Annotated in this window: 14 protein-coding genes and 1 other RNA gene; 1 reads left to right on the forward strand and 14 read right to left on the reverse strand. The window is 39.3% G+C overall.

The genetic code is table 11. The features are described from left to right. Positions 1-252: 252 nt before the first annotated feature. From MMB68_RS04325 to cymR, 8 genes are all read right to left on the reverse strand, one after another. Positions 253-1,314, reverse strand: coding sequence for an AI-2E family transporter (locus tag MMB68_RS04325; RefSeq protein WP_013059290.1), 1,062 nt, complete (start codon positions 1,312-1,314; stop codon positions 253-255). A 114-nt stretch (positions 1,315-1,428) separates the two neighbouring features. Continuing rightward, complete coding sequence (locus MMB68_RS04330) at positions 1,429-1,563, reverse strand: YrzQ family protein (RefSeq protein ID WP_013059291.1); 135 nt, start codon at positions 1,561-1,563, stop codon at positions 1,429-1,431. 25 nt (positions 1,564-1,588) lie between these two features. Beyond that, positions 1,589-1,780 carry a hypothetical protein gene (locus tag MMB68_RS04335; protein ID WP_013059292.1) on the reverse strand — a complete coding sequence of 64 codons (192 nt, stop codon included), beginning with the start codon at positions 1,778-1,780 and terminating at the stop codon, positions 1,589-1,591. A gap of 141 nt (positions 1,781-1,921) precedes the next feature. Continuing rightward, entirely contained in the window at positions 1,922-4,279 is a 2,358-nt protein-coding gene (gene recD2, locus MMB68_RS04340) for an SF1B family DNA helicase RecD2 (protein ID WP_277548276.1), read from the reverse strand. Positions 4,280-4,303: 24 nt separating this feature from the next. Beyond that, entirely contained in the window at positions 4,304-4,963 is a 660-nt protein-coding gene (locus MMB68_RS04345) for a tetratricopeptide repeat protein (RefSeq protein ID WP_013085089.1), read from the reverse strand. 157 nt (positions 4,964-5,120) lie between these two features. Beyond that, the gene (mnmA, locus tag MMB68_RS04350) at positions 5,121-6,233 is read right to left on the reverse strand and encodes a tRNA 2-thiouridine(34) synthase MnmA (protein WP_277548278.1); all 1,113 of its coding nucleotides are present in this window, start codon (positions 6,231-6,233) and stop codon (positions 5,121-5,123) included. 106 nt (positions 6,234-6,339) lie between these two features. Continuing rightward, positions 6,340-7,482, reverse strand: coding sequence for a cysteine desulfurase family protein (locus MMB68_RS04355; RefSeq protein ID WP_028411684.1), 1,143 nt, complete (start codon positions 7,480-7,482; stop codon positions 6,340-6,342). A gap of 23 nt (positions 7,483-7,505) precedes the next feature. Next, positions 7,506-7,922, reverse strand: coding sequence for a cysteine metabolism transcriptional regulator CymR (gene cymR / locus MMB68_RS04360; RefSeq protein WP_013059297.1), 417 nt, complete (start codon positions 7,920-7,922; stop codon positions 7,506-7,508). A gap of 226 nt (positions 7,923-8,148) precedes the next feature. On the opposite strand from cymR, the gene MMB68_RS04365 reads away from it, so the two are divergent. Next, positions 8,149-9,426, forward strand: coding sequence for a replication-associated recombination protein A (locus MMB68_RS04365; protein ID WP_264408585.1), 1,278 nt, complete (start codon positions 8,149-8,151; stop codon positions 9,424-9,426). 46 nt (positions 9,427-9,472) lie between these two features. Here MMB68_RS04365 and pstA read toward each other — a convergent pair whose 3' ends face one another. From pstA to aspS, 6 genes are all read right to left on the reverse strand, one after another. Then, positions 9,473-10,402 (reverse strand): phosphate ABC transporter permease PstA, encoded by a 930-nt coding sequence (gene pstA, locus MMB68_RS04370; protein ID WP_028410590.1) that lies wholly within the window; start codon positions 10,400-10,402, stop codon positions 9,473-9,475. Further along, positions 10,399-11,286, reverse strand: a complete 888-nt coding sequence (gene pstC / locus MMB68_RS04375; RefSeq protein ID WP_013059300.1) for a phosphate ABC transporter permease subunit PstC — start codon at positions 11,284-11,286, stop codon at positions 10,399-10,401. The genes pstA and pstC overlap by 4 nt, the downstream gene beginning before the upstream one ends. A gap of 124 nt (positions 11,287-11,410) precedes the next feature. Next, entirely contained in the window at positions 11,411-12,295 is an 885-nt protein-coding gene (locus MMB68_RS04380) for a phosphate ABC transporter substrate-binding protein PstS family protein (protein WP_260506747.1), read from the reverse strand. Between the two features lie 422 nt (positions 12,296-12,717). Then, on the reverse strand, positions 12,718-13,482 hold the full coding sequence (locus MMB68_RS04385) for a tRNA threonylcarbamoyladenosine dehydratase (RefSeq protein ID WP_013059302.1): 765 nt from the start codon (positions 13,480-13,482) through the stop codon (positions 12,718-12,720). A 162-nt stretch (positions 13,483-13,644) separates the two neighbouring features. Further along, positions 13,645-13,826: non-coding RNA, 6S RNA (ssrS, locus tag MMB68_RS04390), on the reverse strand. 119 nt (positions 13,827-13,945) lie between these two features. Further along, complete coding sequence (gene aspS / locus MMB68_RS04395; RefSeq protein ID WP_221784613.1) at positions 13,946-15,724, reverse strand: aspartate--tRNA ligase; 1,779 nt, start codon at positions 15,722-15,724, stop codon at positions 13,946-13,948. Position 15,725: the final 1 nt, after the last annotated feature.

Below are 15,725 nucleotides of genomic sequence, written 5' to 3' on the forward strand. Positions count from 1 at the left end.
GAGTTGAACTCGCGGTACCACCCTGATTATAAATGCCAAAAGCATTTATCACCTTCATAGCGTTAACGTTGCTGACACGGCAGGTTTTAGCCTGCACTCTGGACTAGCGTTCAGCTGCTCTTTGTTTAGCGCTTCTTTCAGCCAAGGAAGCCCTTCTCTAAAAACCAGTGTGCAACGTACTCGATCCATCATTGTGTTTAAAATATGTAGCGTTTTCTTATGGCGATATTATGACAAATTAACCGCTCTTTGTCAATGTTTGAGCGTATAAGAGCGGATATGCAAAATAGATATTTTAATGACTGCTAAAATTGGCACAGCCAAAATGAGACCCAATACTCCTCCAAATTCTCCTCCTAAAAGGAGCGCAAGCATGATAAACAAAGGATGAATATGAAGGCTCTTTCCTACGATAAGCGGAGACAGCACATTTCCCTCTAGAAACTGCAGCACAAAGATTATAATGACAATGGTAATAACCAACTTTATCGAGATTGTGGCTGCAATAATAGCTGCTGGAACCGCACCAATAATCGGGCCAAAATAAGGAATGATATTCGTTACGCCAATAATGAAGCCTAAAAGAAGTGCATAAGGTACATGAAAGAACCACAGTGCCGCCGTGGCAATCACACCAATAATGAGACAAACAAAAAACTGCCCTCTAATGTAATTGCCGAGCGATTCATTCACATCCGATAAAAAACGTTCGCCTGGTTTGTGCCACTTTTTAGGCGTAACATAAGCTGTTGCTTTCTTAATAGAGGAAAAATCCTTCAGCATATAAAAAACAATAAATGGAATAATGATTAAAATCAAAAAAGAGGTAATCAATGACTTTAATCCTTCGGCCACTTTTGTAAGCCACACGTTGAGCGTAGCCTCTACATCATCAATGCTGCCTTCAATTTTCTCATGTACACCGTTTGGAAGTGAAGTTGTACGATCATGAATCGATTCTACCCAATGTCTATATGTATTCGTAAAATGAGGCAGCTGTTCGTTTAAATCTTTTACTTGTTCCACAAAAATAGGGTACGACTTATAGGCTCCAAACCCAATTCCTCCAAAAAAGATGATGTAGATCAGTAAAATAGCTAGAGGACGAGGCACGCCTTTATCATGCGTTTTTTCAATAAGCGGATGAAGTAAATATGTAATGAATGCTGCAATAAAAAAAGGCAGCAGTGCTTTTAAAAACATGTAAATAACAGGAAGCCATAAAAACTGGACTTTAAAAAAGACTAATATGCACAGCAGCGCTAATAACAGCAGTCCGAATCTATAGAACCATTTGAATGAACTATCTTTCAACGTAAACTCCTCCTCTCCTCTATTTTTTGATAAAGAAAGGAGTTTATACATGCAGTTGTCTCTTCTGCCTGCAAAAAAGCACTATTGCAGCTAAGTGCAATAGTGCTTTTTTTATTAGTGAATAGCTTTCATCATACGTTTACGCATTTTTTTCATATTTCTTTTTGTAAACATCTCTCGATCATCTGCCATTTTAAATGCATAAGCTCCAAGACCGAAAGCGACTACTGACGGAATGATTCTGCCCATTGCTCTTCCTCCCGGTAAAAAAGAATTAGAAATTGATTGTGCGCTCGTCGTCTGAGAACAAATCATCAAGCGAGCTCAATGTTCCATCTTCTTCTACTTGGTGAGTATTAATTTGTCCTTTTGAAATAGTCATTTCAATAAAACAATTCCAGCAGTAATACTGATTTACACCAATTTTGCCAACGTCAATACTTTTACAGTTTGGACATTTAAACAAAGTCGACACCTCTTTATACGTTCTACTTATATAAACGCATTATGTCCACTTCTTTCCATGCCCATACTTTATTTTCTGACAATTAGCAAAGAAGGATGGCAACAAAGGAGTTTATTTAACTCTTTGTTAGCATGCGAAAGGTTACATGAAATCATACGGCGTAACGTTTTCCATCCCAATATTTGCATCTTTCATAAAGGGAATTTCGGGATCTTCTATGTCGTTATCCAAGCTTTCTCGAAGCAAGGGCTGTAAATTCGTTTGTCGGACGCTGTCTTCATTTCGGCTGACTCCAAGCTGAAACGCTTCGTCTTCGCCGCATAAAATTAAAAACTGTTTGCTTCGCGTAACGGCGGTATAAAGTAAATTGCGTCGCAGCATCCGGTAATAGCTTTTAACAATTGGAAGCACAACAATGGGAAATTCACTTCCCTGTGATTTATGAATGGAACAGCAGTATGCATGAGTTATTTGATTAAAATCTTGCTTTGTGTAAGTTACTTCATTTCCTTCATATGAAATAACCAGCATATCCTGTTTTTCCGTATTTTCTTTGGCAAAGAAAACCGAGACGATTTCTCCCATATCTCCGTTAAATACGTTGCTATCCGGCTGATTTACAAGCTGCAGCACTTTATCTCCGACTCGGTACGTAATATCTCCGTGCTTAAGCTCTCTTCTTTGCTCAGAAGCCGGGTTGAATAATTCCTGAAGAACTTCATTCAGCTTATCAATCCCTGCAGGACCTTTATACATAGGAGCTAGAACTTGAATATCTTTAGCCGTATAGCCTTTTTTTAACGCATTCCCGCAAACTTGTTGCACGACGTTCGTAATGTGCGGTCCTTGACAACGAATAAAAGAACGATCTCCTTGCTGCCTTGATAAGTCTTCCGGAAGCTTTCCTTTTTTTATTTCATGAGCCAAATCAATAATTGAAGATCCTTCGGCTTGCCGGTATACATCCGTCAGACGGACGGTAGGAATTACTTCTGAGCTCAGTAAATCTTTTAACACCTGTCCCGGACCTACTGAAGGAAGCTGGTCTTCGTCTCCAACTAAAATAACCTGTAAATTAGCAGGAAGAGATTTAAACAGCTGATGAGCAAGCCACAAATCTACCATTGATACTTCATCCACAATCAGTAATTTTCCGTCAATTGGATTCTCCTCATTATGATCAAATCCTTCTTGTCCGTTCCATTTTAATAATCGGTGGATTGTAACTGCCGGAAGTCCCGTCGCTTCGCTCATTCGTTTAGCAGCTCGTCCCGTAGGTGCCACAAGTAAAACAGGAAAAGCTTCATCTTTTTTATAATCCCCTGGATTTAACGAACATCCGTGAAGTTCTGCATAGAGTTCGACTATTCCTTTAATAACCGTTGTTTTCCCTGTACCTGGTCCACCTGTTAAAAGAAGCATCGGAGACATTAAAGCGGTTTGTATGCCCTTGCGCTGAGAAGGTGCATATTGCACGTCTAACCGCTCTTCTAGTTCACCCAGTGCCAATAAGAATTCTGATTCCGGAAACTGCTCTTCGTACTGCGTTTGAGCCATAATTTTTTGAATAGCTTTAACCAGCCCTTTTTCAGCATAGAATAGGGGCGGAAAATAAATTTTTTCGTCTTGAATGATAAGCTTTTTGTCTGCTTTTAATGCGTCCACTTCTCTTGTAAGATCCATTTCAGACAGATTCTCATGCCTGCTTTTTCGAAGAAGCTCTGCTGTTTTTCCATACAGCTGATCTGCCGTGACGTATACATGTCCCATTTGATTGCATTCTTGCTCAATGACATATAAAATACCTGCACGCAAACGATCAGGATGATTGGTTGCCATACCAAGTCTCTTTCCAAGTTCATCGGCCCTGCTAAAGCCAATACCTTGAATATCTTCTACGAGCTGATAAGGATTATTTTGAACAATTTCAAGCGCTTCTTGTTTGTACGCTTGGAAAATCTTCATCGAAAGCTGCGGTCCAAACCCGAGGTCTGTCAGCTTTACCATTACTTCTTCTAACCCTTGATGTTCACGAAGCTGCGTGACTAAAGCTTCTGCCTTGTCGGCTGAAAGCCTCGGAACCTCTTTTAGCACAGACTCATTTTGCAAAATACGAAAAATAGCGCGTTCTCCTAGGGCGTCCACAATGTTTTCAGCGGTTTTTTTACCGATTCCGTGAAATAAATCGCTAGACAGGTACTGAACAACCCCTTGCCTTGATTGCGGAAGTTCTTTTTTAAACTGTTCAACATGAAACTGCAGACCAAACTTTGGATGCTCTTTGAAGTCACCGTAAAACGTGTATACTTCATCTTCATTCAGCTTAGGAAAATAGCCTGTAACGACCGTTTCTTTATCTTCAATCTCTAAATTTGTTTTTTTGATCCGTATCCGCGTAACGTTATATAAGTTTTCTTCGTTATGAAAGACCGTTACAATCGACGTGCCGCTTATATAATGACGTTCTGGCTGTGAAGGGTTCACTTGTTCTTCGTTCATGTTATCCTTCCTTTACCCGCTTTCTTAATGTTCTAATGTAGACAGAACTTGTTTGGCATTTGCTGCCATTACGTGATCTGGCTGCACATTTAAAGCTTCATCTAACATCTCAATCGCCTTGTCTTTGTCATCTTTCATGGCATACGCTACGCCTAAATTATAAAAAGCATCGGCGTGTTCTGGCTCTTGATTGACTACCTTAAGAAATTCAGCAATCGCTTCATCTACCATTTCGAGCTGTGCTAAACAAAGACCGTACTGAAATTTTGCTTCTACATCATGTTCGTTTAGTTCTACCGCTCGCTGAAGATAAGGCATCGCAAAACGAATCTCTTCCATATGAAACAGCGTTAAACCAAGCATAAAGTACGCATCGGATGAATCTAAGCCTTTTTTGATTGCTAAATCAAAGTAGTGCTTTGCCTGCTCAAGCTGCTCTGCATTAAAATAAATATTTCCTGCTCCGTAATACGCTGTTGCCGTTTCTTCATCTAATTCAATCGCACGTTCATAAAATTTCAAAGCACGATCCATCTCACTAACAGCCGCTAACAAATTGCCAAAATTCACATACACAATTGGATCTTTTGGATTATCTTCAATTGCTTCTGAAAATGTTTTAGCAGCCTCTTCAAATTTCCCTTCCTGCATATACTGAATTCCTAGCTGATTTTTATCTGTCATTTTTTCGTTCACTCCACTGTTTTAGTTATGATTTAAGAGATTTTCACATCATGAAAATCTAGAATATGTAAGTTATTAGTTTACCCAATAAGTAAAGTATATCATAGAAAAACCTCAGCTATATACGGCCGAGGTTTTTCGTTCTTGCTTATATGAATTATACGTACCAGATTTGCTCTTCTTCTTGAAATACTTTGTCAATTGTTGCTCCGCCAAGACATTCATCGTCTTTGTAAAACACAACTGCTTGACCTGGCGTAATTGCGCGAACAGGTTCAGCAAAAATAACTTTAATTGTATCATCATCGACTTTTTCAACAGTTACTGCTGAATCAGTTTGACGATAGCGGAATTTTGCTGTACACGTCATTGGTGACGACCAGTCAAGGTCGCTTACCCAGCTGACATTGGTTGCTGTAAGAGATGTAGAATAGAGCAAGTCATTGTGAAAGCCTTGATCGACGTACAAAACATTTTTTTCTAAATCTTTTCCGACTACAAACCAAGGTTCACCGCTGCCTCCAATACCTAAACCATGGCGTTGGCCAATTGTATAGTACATGAGACCGTCATGCTTGCCTTTCACTTCGCCGTCAAGCGTTTGCATTACACCTGGCTGAGCAGGAAGATACTGACTTAAAAATTCTTTGAAGTTGCGTTCACCAATAAAGCAAATACCTGTGCTGTCTTTTTTCGTTGCTGTAGCAAGGCCTGCTTCTTTCGCAATTTCACGCACTTTTGATTTCTCAATTTCACCAATTGGGAACATTACTTTGGAAAGCTGATCTTGTCCTAATTGATTTAAGAAATACGTTTGATCTTTATTTCCATCTACGCCTCGAAGCATTTTATACTCCCCGTCGCGGTACGCAACGCGTGCATAATGTCCTGTCGCTAGATAATCTGCTCCTAGCGTCATTGCATGCTCTAAAAAGGCTTTGAATTTAATTTCTTTATTACACATTACATCAGGATTCGGTGTACGACCTGCTTTATATTCATCTAAAAAGTAGGTAAATACTTTATCCCAATATTGTTTTTCAAAGTTGACTGCATAGTAGGGAATACCAATTTGATTACATACGCGAATAACATCGTTATAATCTTCAGTCGCAGTACAAACGCCGTTTTCATCCGTATCGTCCCAGTTTTTCATAAAGATTCCGATCACATCGTATCCTTGTTGTTTTAATAAAAGAGCTGCTACAGATGAATCGACGCCTCCGCTCATTCCGACTACTACACGTGTATCTTTAGGTGATTTTGTCAACTTCGCCACCTCCGTTTTCTTCATTTTAATTAAATTGTTCGCTAAAAAGCGAAAGAAACGACACAAACCATCAGTGAGGGATGAAGACCCTACTGATGGCTGCTATTTACATCGTTAGTCGCTTAACGATGTTTGCTGTTTGACGTGCGGTTTTTTCAATTTGCTCAGCAGAGTTTCCTAAGCCAAAGCTAAATCGAATAGAAGTTGTTAAACGTTCAGACCCTTTTCCAAACATAGCTACAAGCACATGAGAAGGATCGATTGCTCCCGCTGTGCAAGCTGAACCGCTCGATGCCGCAATTCCTGCTAAGTCTAAATTTACGAGCATCGATTCAACATTTGTTTTTGGAAATGATAAATTTAACACATGTGGCAGAGCATTTTCAAGATGTCCGTTAATTTCAAATGAAATACCTTCTTCTTTCAAAACAGCTACCATTATTTCTTTGTATCTTCTATATTCATCTGCACGTGTTTGCAGCGTTTGTTGCGAAATTTTCACAGCTTCTTCAAATCCGACAATACTTGTCATGTTCTCAGTTCCAGCTCGTCGTTTGCGCTCTTGTTCTCCTCCAAATAGCAAAGGAGACAGTGAAACGTGAGCAGCTGCATATAAAAAGCCCATCCCTTTTGGTCCGTTAATTTTATGAGCCGAAACGGATAAAAGATCGACACCTAATTGTTGCACATTTAACGGAATTAATCCATAAGCTTGCACTGCATCCGTGTGGAAATATGCTCCATGCTCTTTTAATAGAACTCCAATTTCTCCAATTGGCTGAATAGCACCTACTTCATTATTTCCAAACATCACCGACACAAGAATTGTTTGATCCGTTAGGGCTGATTTTATTTCATCCACAGATACTTGTCCGTACTCATTAACTGGTAAGTAAGTCACTTCAAAGCCCTGTGTTTCTAAATATTCACACGTATGAAGCACAGCGTGGTGTTCAATTTGCGTGGTAATAATATGATTTCCTTTATGGCGGTTTGCAAGAGCGACTCCGATCAGTGCCATATTATCTGCTTCTGTCCCACCACTTGTAAAAATCAGTTCATTTTCGTGTGCTCCAATACTTGCTGCAATCGTTTGGCGAGCTTCGTCTAAATAGCGTCGACTTTCCCGCCCGTAGTGATGAATACTAGACGGATTTCCAAAGTACTCATGCATAAAAGTCGTCATTTTCTCAACGACTGCTGGATGTATTGGAGACGTTGCTGCATGATCAACATAAATACGTTCCAAAATAAACGCCTCCTAGCTCATTATTAAATATAAAACATATAAGACGCTTGATCATCATCAGAATGATTGGCTAAATCTTCAAGCGTTGTACTATCTAGCACTTCTTTAACTGCATCTCGAATACGAATCCACAGCTCGCGTTTTGCAGGCTCTTCATCTTCGATTCCTTCTACAGGACTAATAGGACCTTCTAAAACAGAAATAATATCGCCAGAAGTAATGTTAGCAGGTTCATGTGCCAAGATGTAACCTCCATAAGCTCCGCGCACGCTTTTTACAAGCCCAGCGTTACGCAGCGGTGAAATAAGCTGCTCTAAATAATGTTCAGATAAGTCATGCGTTTGAGCAATAGTTTTAAGCGAGATAGGACCTTCGCCAAAGCGCTTCGCAAGCTCAATCATAATCGTTAAACCGTAGCGTCCTTTTGTTGAAATTTTCATACGATACACTCCTTCAATACACTTTTTTTATTTATGAAAAAAATAAGACCCTCACGTTGTCACTGAATGCTGTGATGAGTCGTTTTTTACTAAGCTATATGAACTTCTCTATACGCATTTCTTGCAAATGCAACTGTTGATATTATAACATACTATGCCTATAAGATAAATTTCCACCACCTATTCACCTCTTGTGATACAGTGAAAGAAAAAAAAGGAGAAAAACATGGCTACAAAACCTCTCGCATTTCGAATGCGTCCGACTGATTTAGATGACGTTATCGGACAGCAGCATTTAGTTGGCAAAGATAAAATGATTTATCGAATGGTAAAAGCAAATCACTTAAGCTCGATGATTTTATATGGACCTCCAGGCGTTGGAAAAACAACAATTGCCACAGCTATTGCAAAAACAACCAACACGGCGTTTCGTCAGTTAAATGCCGTTGTAAACAATAAAAAAGATATGGAAATTGTCGCCGAAGAAGCCAAAATGTCAGGCAAAGTAATTCTGCTGTTAGATGAAGTTCATCGCCTTGACAAAGCCAAGCAAGACTTTTTGCTTCCTTATTTAGAAAATGGCATGATCATTCTAATCGGAGCGACAACAAGCAATCCTTATCACGCGATTAATCCTGCTATTCGAAGCAGGTGTCAAATCTTCGAATTAAAATCTCTTAGGCCAGATGATATCAAAATGGCGCTGACAAGAGCACTCAACGACTCATCCAACGGATTTGGGGATAGAAAAATCATCGTAGAAGATGACGCCATGAACCACTTTGCCAACAGCTGTAACGGTGACGTGCGTTCGGCTTTGAATGCTCTGGAACTGGCTGTTTTATCAACAGGTGAAAGCGATGGTAAAATCGTTATTACCTTACAGACGGCAGAAGAATGTCTGCAGCAAAAATATTTTTCACATGATAAAAATGGTGACGCTCACTATGATGTATTATCGGCTTTTCAAAAATCGATTCGCGGCAGCGACGTAAATGCTGCTCTTCATTATTTAGGACGGCTAATTGAAGCAGGAGACTTAATCAGCATCAATCGTCGCCTTTTAGTCGTTGCCTATGAAGACATTGGACTAGCTGACCCGGATGCCGGCATGAGAACTCTCGCAGCTATTCAAGCAACTGAGCGATTAGGACTCCCAGAAGCACGTATCCCGCTTGCAAACGCCGTTATTGAGCTTTGCCTATCGCCGAAGTCCAACGCTGCTTACAAAGCATTAGATGAAGCGATAAGTGATATTAAAAAAGGGCTGTCCGGCGACGTTCCCCCTCATTTGAAGGATGCTCATTACAAAGGAGCAGAGAACCTTGGCCGAGGCGTTGAATATCAATACCCGCATGATTTTGATAACGGATGGGTCCTTCAACAGTATTTACCGGATCGCATCAAAAACAAACAATATTTTCATCCTAAACAAAATGGACAAGAAAAATACTTTTCAAAAGTTTTCAATCGTTTAGAGACATTAAAAAAAGAAAATGGCTGAAACTGTTGCACAGTTTCAAAGCCATTTTCTTTTTTGTTTTTATCTATTAAGCTGCACTTTTAACGTCTTTTCGTTTTTTCGTTTTTGTTGAACCTTTAAAGTAGCTGTCTAAAAGTTTAGCGACTAAACGAGCGACTATGTTAAACAACAGAACCATAATGATTAGAATAGCAGCTGACTTTGTTGCAATCAATCTTGCATCAGGTACGATTCCTTCAGAGTTTAATTTCCAAATGTGGACGGCAAGCGTCTCTGCTGGTCGAAAAATATTAAACGGATTTACAGGACTCGTTAAGTCGGCATTTGAATTTAACATCGGCGTCGTTAGGCCAGCCGTATAAATCAATGCAGCTGCCTCTCCAAAGATTCGTCCCGCTGTTAAAATAACGCCTGTGATAATTTGTTGAATCGCTGATGGAATGACGACTTTGACAATTGTCTGCCATTTAGTTGCACCTAAACCTAAACTTGCTTCTTTCACACTCGCAGGAACAGATGCAATTGCACTTTCACATACGCGCGTTAAACCCGGTAAATTCAAAATTGTAATCACAAGTGCTCCGCCGATAAGCGTATAGCCCCAGCCGGAAAATGTGACGAAAATTAATAATCCAAATAAACCAACTACAATGGACGGTAATGACGCCATTGTTTCAATACATAAGCGGACGAAATTTAAGAAACGACCTTGCTTCGCGTACTCCGCTAAGTAAATTCCGGCTCCTAAACCAAGAGGAATAGAAATGATCAACGTTAAAACAAGCATGTAGAACGAGTTAAACAGCTGGGGTCCGATACCGCCTCCTGCCATCGTATTGCTTGGCTTTCCAAATAAAAAGTTCGGATCCCAAAATCCCCAGCCTTTAGCGATAATTTCAACAACTAAATACACTAATAGCAACACAACTAGAGCGGCAATGCCATAAAAAATACCTGTCCATATATTATTTACTGTGCGTGCATTTTTGTTTCTCATTGATGAGCACCTCGTTTCCCAATTGCTCGGATAATTAAAATGAACACGAAAGAAATAAGCAGTAAAATCATAGCTAACGTCCACAATGCGTTATTCCATGCCGTTCCGTTTAACGTATTAGACATATCCATTGTTAAAATACCTGTTAATGTTGCCGTTGGGCTATATAAGCTTTCAGGAAGCTTAACCGTATTTCCGATAACCATTTGAACAGCTAGCGCTTCTCCGAATGCACGGGCAAGCCCTAACACGATACCTGTTAAAATACCTGTTTTAGCAGATGGAATAATAACTCGGCTAATTGCCTGCCATCTTGTTGAACCTAGTCCATAAGAAGCTTCTAAATATTCAGGTGCTACGCTTCGAATTGCATCGTCAGCAATACTTGCAATTGTCGGAAGAATCATGACGCTTAAGACAATAATTCCGGCAATCAAACTAAAGCCCACTCCGCCGAAGTTATCGCGAAGAAGCGGCACTAAAATGGTAACCCCTAAAAGGCCGTATACCACTGAAGGAACTCCGACTAAAAGTTCTAAAACCGGTCGTAAAACCGTTGACCCAAATTTAGGCGAAATATAGTTGTTAAAAATGGCGATAGCAATTCCAATTGGAGCACTTATAATAACGGCTCCGATTGATACAAGCATGGAACCCAGAATAAACACAAGTGCCCCGTATTCTTTATTGTTTGGGCTCCATTTTGTTGAAGTCAACATTTCACCGATTGATATATTACTTTGTAAAAATGACTGTATGCCTTTTTCACAAATAAATACGATAATAGCTAACGTAACAAGTACAATTAAAATACCGCAAAATGTAGAAAGCGTACGGCCAATGTATTCGCTTTTTACATAATTAATGGATTTTTTCCCCTTCATCGCTCTGTCTCCTTACATATTCAGTATATATTCGCTTTTCTTTTTATTTGCTATATACTTTATTAACATTCAAATAGAATAAGACTGACTGTGTTAGTCAGCCCTATTCTTTTTAAAAACACTCTTATTTTTTGAACTCAGTCATTGGGATATATCCCATATCTTCTACTTGCTTAGCAAAGTCTTTACCAGCTACATAGTCAATGTACTCTTTTGCACCATCTTTTGGCTCACCGTTTGTAATCATGTACTCATAAGACCAAAACGGATATTTTTTAGAAACAATGTTTTCTGTTGTTGGCTCCACACCATCAATATTAAGCATTTTTAAACTTTCTTTTTTATCGCCAATTAAATACGACATAGCAAGGTAACTTACTGCTCCCGGAGTTGAGTTTACTGATTGCTCAACCGCTCCGTTTGAATCTTGAGCTGTACCGACGCTATCATTTACTTTTGCGTCACCCATTAATGTTTTCTCGAATGTAGCACGTGTACCAGATGATGCTGGACGGTTGATTACGTTAATTTTTTCATCGTTTCCGCCAACTTCTTTCCAGTTTTTAATTTCGCCAGAGAAAATCTTTTGAATTTGCTCTTTTGTTAACGATTCTACTTTTACATCTTTATTTACAACAAGTGCGAACCCAATGCCCGCTACTTTCGTATCTACAAGTTTATCTGCTTTTGATTTATCTTCGATTTTATCGGCTGCTGGAACGTCAGAGTTTCCAATGTCAACTGCTCCTGATGCTACTTGGTTAACACCAGTTCCACTACCTCCACCTTGTACCGTTACTGAAAGGTTTGGATATTTTTCAGTAATTCCATTCGCTGCTTCTTCTGCAAGTGGTTGTAAAGCTGTAGATCCCGCCGCTGTTAACGTACCTGACACTTCTTTTTTGCTGCCCGAACCACTATCGTTGCTTGCTCCGTCTTTACCACATGCTGCTAGTGCTCCTACCATTAAAAAAGCTGCTAATGTTACTTTAAAACCCTTTGTTTTCATTACATTACCCTCCAATAAATATATGTGTAATTAGTACTAGTCCTTTGTACTCGAACAACAGGTACAAGACACATTATACGAGTAGATTGTTGTCTTTATATGAAGTGAATTTTAAGTTACTGTAAACTTACTTATTTGGGGTTTATTTTTTCTTATTTCTATCGAAACCCTTGATATATAAGACTTTCTGAATATTACTGTAGAAGATACAAAAGAAAGAAAGCCAAAACGTAAATTTTATGTAAATAAAGCGTTAAATAAATTTACATAAATCTCTTTTTTTAATACAGTGTAAATTCACCTTCAAGCCATATTTTTCAATTTATTAGTACTTTTTATACATATCAAACAGAAGATTCCATCCAAAGCATAAATAGAACAGATATTTCCATAAAAAAAAGAAGGCTGCGATAGCCTTCTTTTTATTCATCACCTACGCGGCGAATCTTAATATCACTTAATAATTCATTGATAACATGACCGCCCATAATTAACCCTGCTACAGATGGAACAAAAGCATTAGAAGATGGGGGCATTTTCGCTTTGCGAATTTGCGCTTGATCGTTTCCTACTTCTTTGCGAACTTCTTCACGAATAACGATTGGACGCTCATCAGAAAAAACGACGTTAATTCCTTTGCGAATTCCTTCTTTACGCAGACGAGTACGAACCACTTTTGCAATCGGATCTGTATGTGTCTTTGAAATGTCTGCAATTTTAAAACGTGTTGGATCCATTTTATTCGCAGCACCCATACTTGAAATAATCGGAATATCACGTTTTAAACATTCTTTCATTAAATGAATCTTATACGAAATCGTATCGGATGCATCCACTACGAAGTCCGGTTTGTAACTAAAGAACTCTTCATATGTTTCTTCCGTATAAAACATTTGAAGAGAAACAACGTCACAGTCTGGATTAATATCTAAAATACGCTTTTTCATTAATTCTGTCTTGGGCTGACCTACCGTAGAAAGCAGCGCATGAATTTGACGATTTACGTTTGTAATATCAACATCGTCTTTATCTACAAGAATTAAACGCCCTACTCCTGACCGAGCCAAAGCCTCAGCAGAAAATGACCCTACTCCTCCTATCCCTAAAATAGCAACTGTGCTGCCTTTTAAAGTAGCTAGCCCTTCTTTTCCTATCGCCAGTTCATTACGCGAAAACTGATGCAACATGTTAAAACACTCCTCTATTAAATACACCAACGTGTACGATTAATTCAAATAAACAACGAAATTGACTATACCATATTTTTAGCAAAACGAACATGAGCATTCGTTATTTATCCATAAAAAAACTCTATGCAAATAATTACATAGAGGATTTCTTATATGTATGCTAGTCCCGATCGTGCCGTCTCGAGTGCCTTCGTTTTGAACCCGCTCTCGGCAGGTGGGTGCTCTGCTTTAACCATTGTAAGTCCTCGAGATGAGGCATGTACGCTCGTTAAAAACTCCGAGCTCCCAAGCAAAAAATTGTTCGGTCAAAACTGGATTAAGGACGAACACATCAGGACTATTTAGTTCTTGAAAGTATCTTATCACAGAAAAAATCACTTTGCAATTAATAAGTAAAACAAAAAAAATCGAGCCTGTCATGTTCCAGTGACAGGCTCGATTTAACAGACGGTTCAATCGATTACGCTTCTGTTTTTTGCTTTTTTACCTGCAAATGAAGCTCGTCTAATTGCGCTTCACTTACTTCACCAGGTGCGTTTGTTAATAGACAGCTTGCACTTGCTGTTTTAGGGAAGGCAATTGTATCACGCAAGTTTGTGCGTCCTGCTAGAAGCATAACCAAACGGTCAAGACCTAACGCAATTCCACCGTGAGGAGGAGTACCGTATTCAAATGCTTCAAGTAAGAAACCGAACTGCTCATATGCTTCTTCTAATGTAAATCCAAGCGTTTTAAACATTTTTTCTTGAATATCACGCTCGTAAATACGTAAAGATCCTCCGCCAAGTTCGTAACCATTCAATACTAAGTCATATGCTTGTGCACGGACTTGTCCAGGATCGCTTTCTAACATTGGTAAATCTTCACGAACTGGCATTGTGAATGGATGATGAGCCGCGTAGTAACGGTTGTCTTCTTCGTCATGCTCAAGAAGAGGCCAATCTGTTACCCATAGGAAGTTAAATTTCGTTTCATCAATAATTCCTTGTTCTTTTGCAAGCTTTAGACGAAGAGCGCCAAGTGCATCTGCTACAACTGACTTTTTATCAGCTACAAATAAAAGTAAATCTCCTTCTTCCGTTTGAAGAGCTTCAGCAAATTGCTTTTGCTCATCTTCATTGAAGAATTTTGCAATCGGTCCTTTTAAGCCGTCAGCTTCAACTTTCAGCCATGCTAACCCTTTAGCACCGTAAATTTTCACGAACTCTGTTAGAGCATCGATATCTTTACGTGAATAGCCAGAAGCGGCACCTTTTACATTAATCGCTTTTACTTCTCCGCCGTTTTCAACTGCTGCGCTAAATACTTTGAACCCGCAGTCTTTCACAAGCTCTGATAAGTTGACTAGCTCCATTTCAAAACGTGTATCCGGCTTATCCGAACCGTAGCGGCTCATCGCTTCATCATATGACATGCGCGGGAAAGGCGTCGTTACATCTAAATCTTTTACGCGCTTCATTACTTTAGACATCATTTCTTCCGTCATTGTCATGATGTCCTCTTGAGATAAAAATGATGTTTCAATATCGATTTGAGTAAATTCAGGCTGACGATCTGCACGCAAGTCTTCATCGCGGAAGCAGCGAGCGATTTGATAATAACGCTCAACTCCGCTTACCATTAGCAGCTGCTTAAAGATTTGCGGTGATTGAGGAAGAGCATAAAACTCCCCTTCGTGCACGCGGCTTGGCACAAGATAATCACGTGCGCCTTCTGGCGTACTTTTCGTTAGAATAGGTGTTTCAATATCTAAAAAGTCATTTTGATCTAAGAAGTCACGAATTGTTTTTGTAATGTCATTGCGCATTTTAAGCGTGTTAAACATCTCAGAACGTCGAAGGTCTAAATAACGATATTTTAATCGAACATCTTCTGATACTTCCGTTTGATCTGCAATGGCAAAAGGAGGTGTTTTGGCTTTGTTTAACACCGTAATCTGCTCAGCGTGAACTTCAATTTTACCTGTTTTTAAGTTCGAGTTAACGGTTCCCTCTTCACGAGCTACAACAGTTCCTTGCACTTCTAATACGAATTCATTACGTACATCTTCAGCAATTTTTAGCGCTTCAGCAGATTTTTCAGGATTAAATACAACCTGTACAACTCCGCCGCGGTCGCGTAAATCAATAAAGATTAATCCCCCTAAATCACGGCGTTTTTGAACCCATCCTTTTAATAGAACTGTTTCGCCAGTTGCTTGTTCTGTTACATCTCCACAGTAGTATGAACGTTTTGTCATC

The sequence above is a fragment of the Priestia sp. Y58 genome (assembly GCF_029522095.1).
Classification (GTDB): Bacteria; Bacillota; Bacilli; order Bacillales; family Bacillaceae_H; genus Priestia; species Priestia megaterium_E.

Coding starts and splice junctions, on each gene's coding strand:
- MMB68_RS04330 (WP_013059291.1), bottom strand. CDS start 1,563: ATGGGCAGAATCATTCCGTCAGTAGTCGCTTTCGGTCTTGGAGCTTAT.
- recD2 (WP_277548276.1), bottom strand. CDS start 4,279: ATGAACGAAGAACAAGTGAACCCTTCACAGCCAGAACGTCATTATATA.
- MMB68_RS04345 (WP_013085089.1), bottom strand. CDS start 4,963: ATGACAGATAAAAATCAGCTAGGAATTCAGTATATGCAGGAAGGGAAA.
- cymR (WP_013059297.1), bottom strand. CDS start 7,922: ATGAAAATTTCAACAAAAGGACGCTACGGTTTAACGATTATGATTGAG.
- MMB68_RS04365 (WP_264408585.1), top strand. CDS start 8,149: ATGGCTACAAAACCTCTCGCATTTCGAATGCGTCCGACTGATTTAGAT.
- pstA (WP_028410590.1), bottom strand. CDS start 10,402: ATGAGAAACAAAAATGCACGCACAGTAAATAATATATGGACAGGTATT.
- pstC (WP_013059300.1), bottom strand. CDS start 11,286: ATGAAGGGGAAAAAATCCATTAATTATGTAAAAAGCGAATACATTGGC.
- MMB68_RS04380 (WP_260506747.1), bottom strand. CDS start 12,295: ATGAAAACAAAGGGTTTTAAAGTAACATTAGCAGCTTTTTTAATGGTA.
- MMB68_RS04385 (WP_013059302.1), bottom strand. CDS start 13,482: ATGTTGCATCAGTTTTCGCGTAATGAACTGGCGATAGGAAAAGAAGGG.
- aspS (WP_221784613.1), bottom strand. CDS start 15,724: ATGACAAAACGTTCATACTACTGTGGAGATGTAACAGAACAAGCAACT.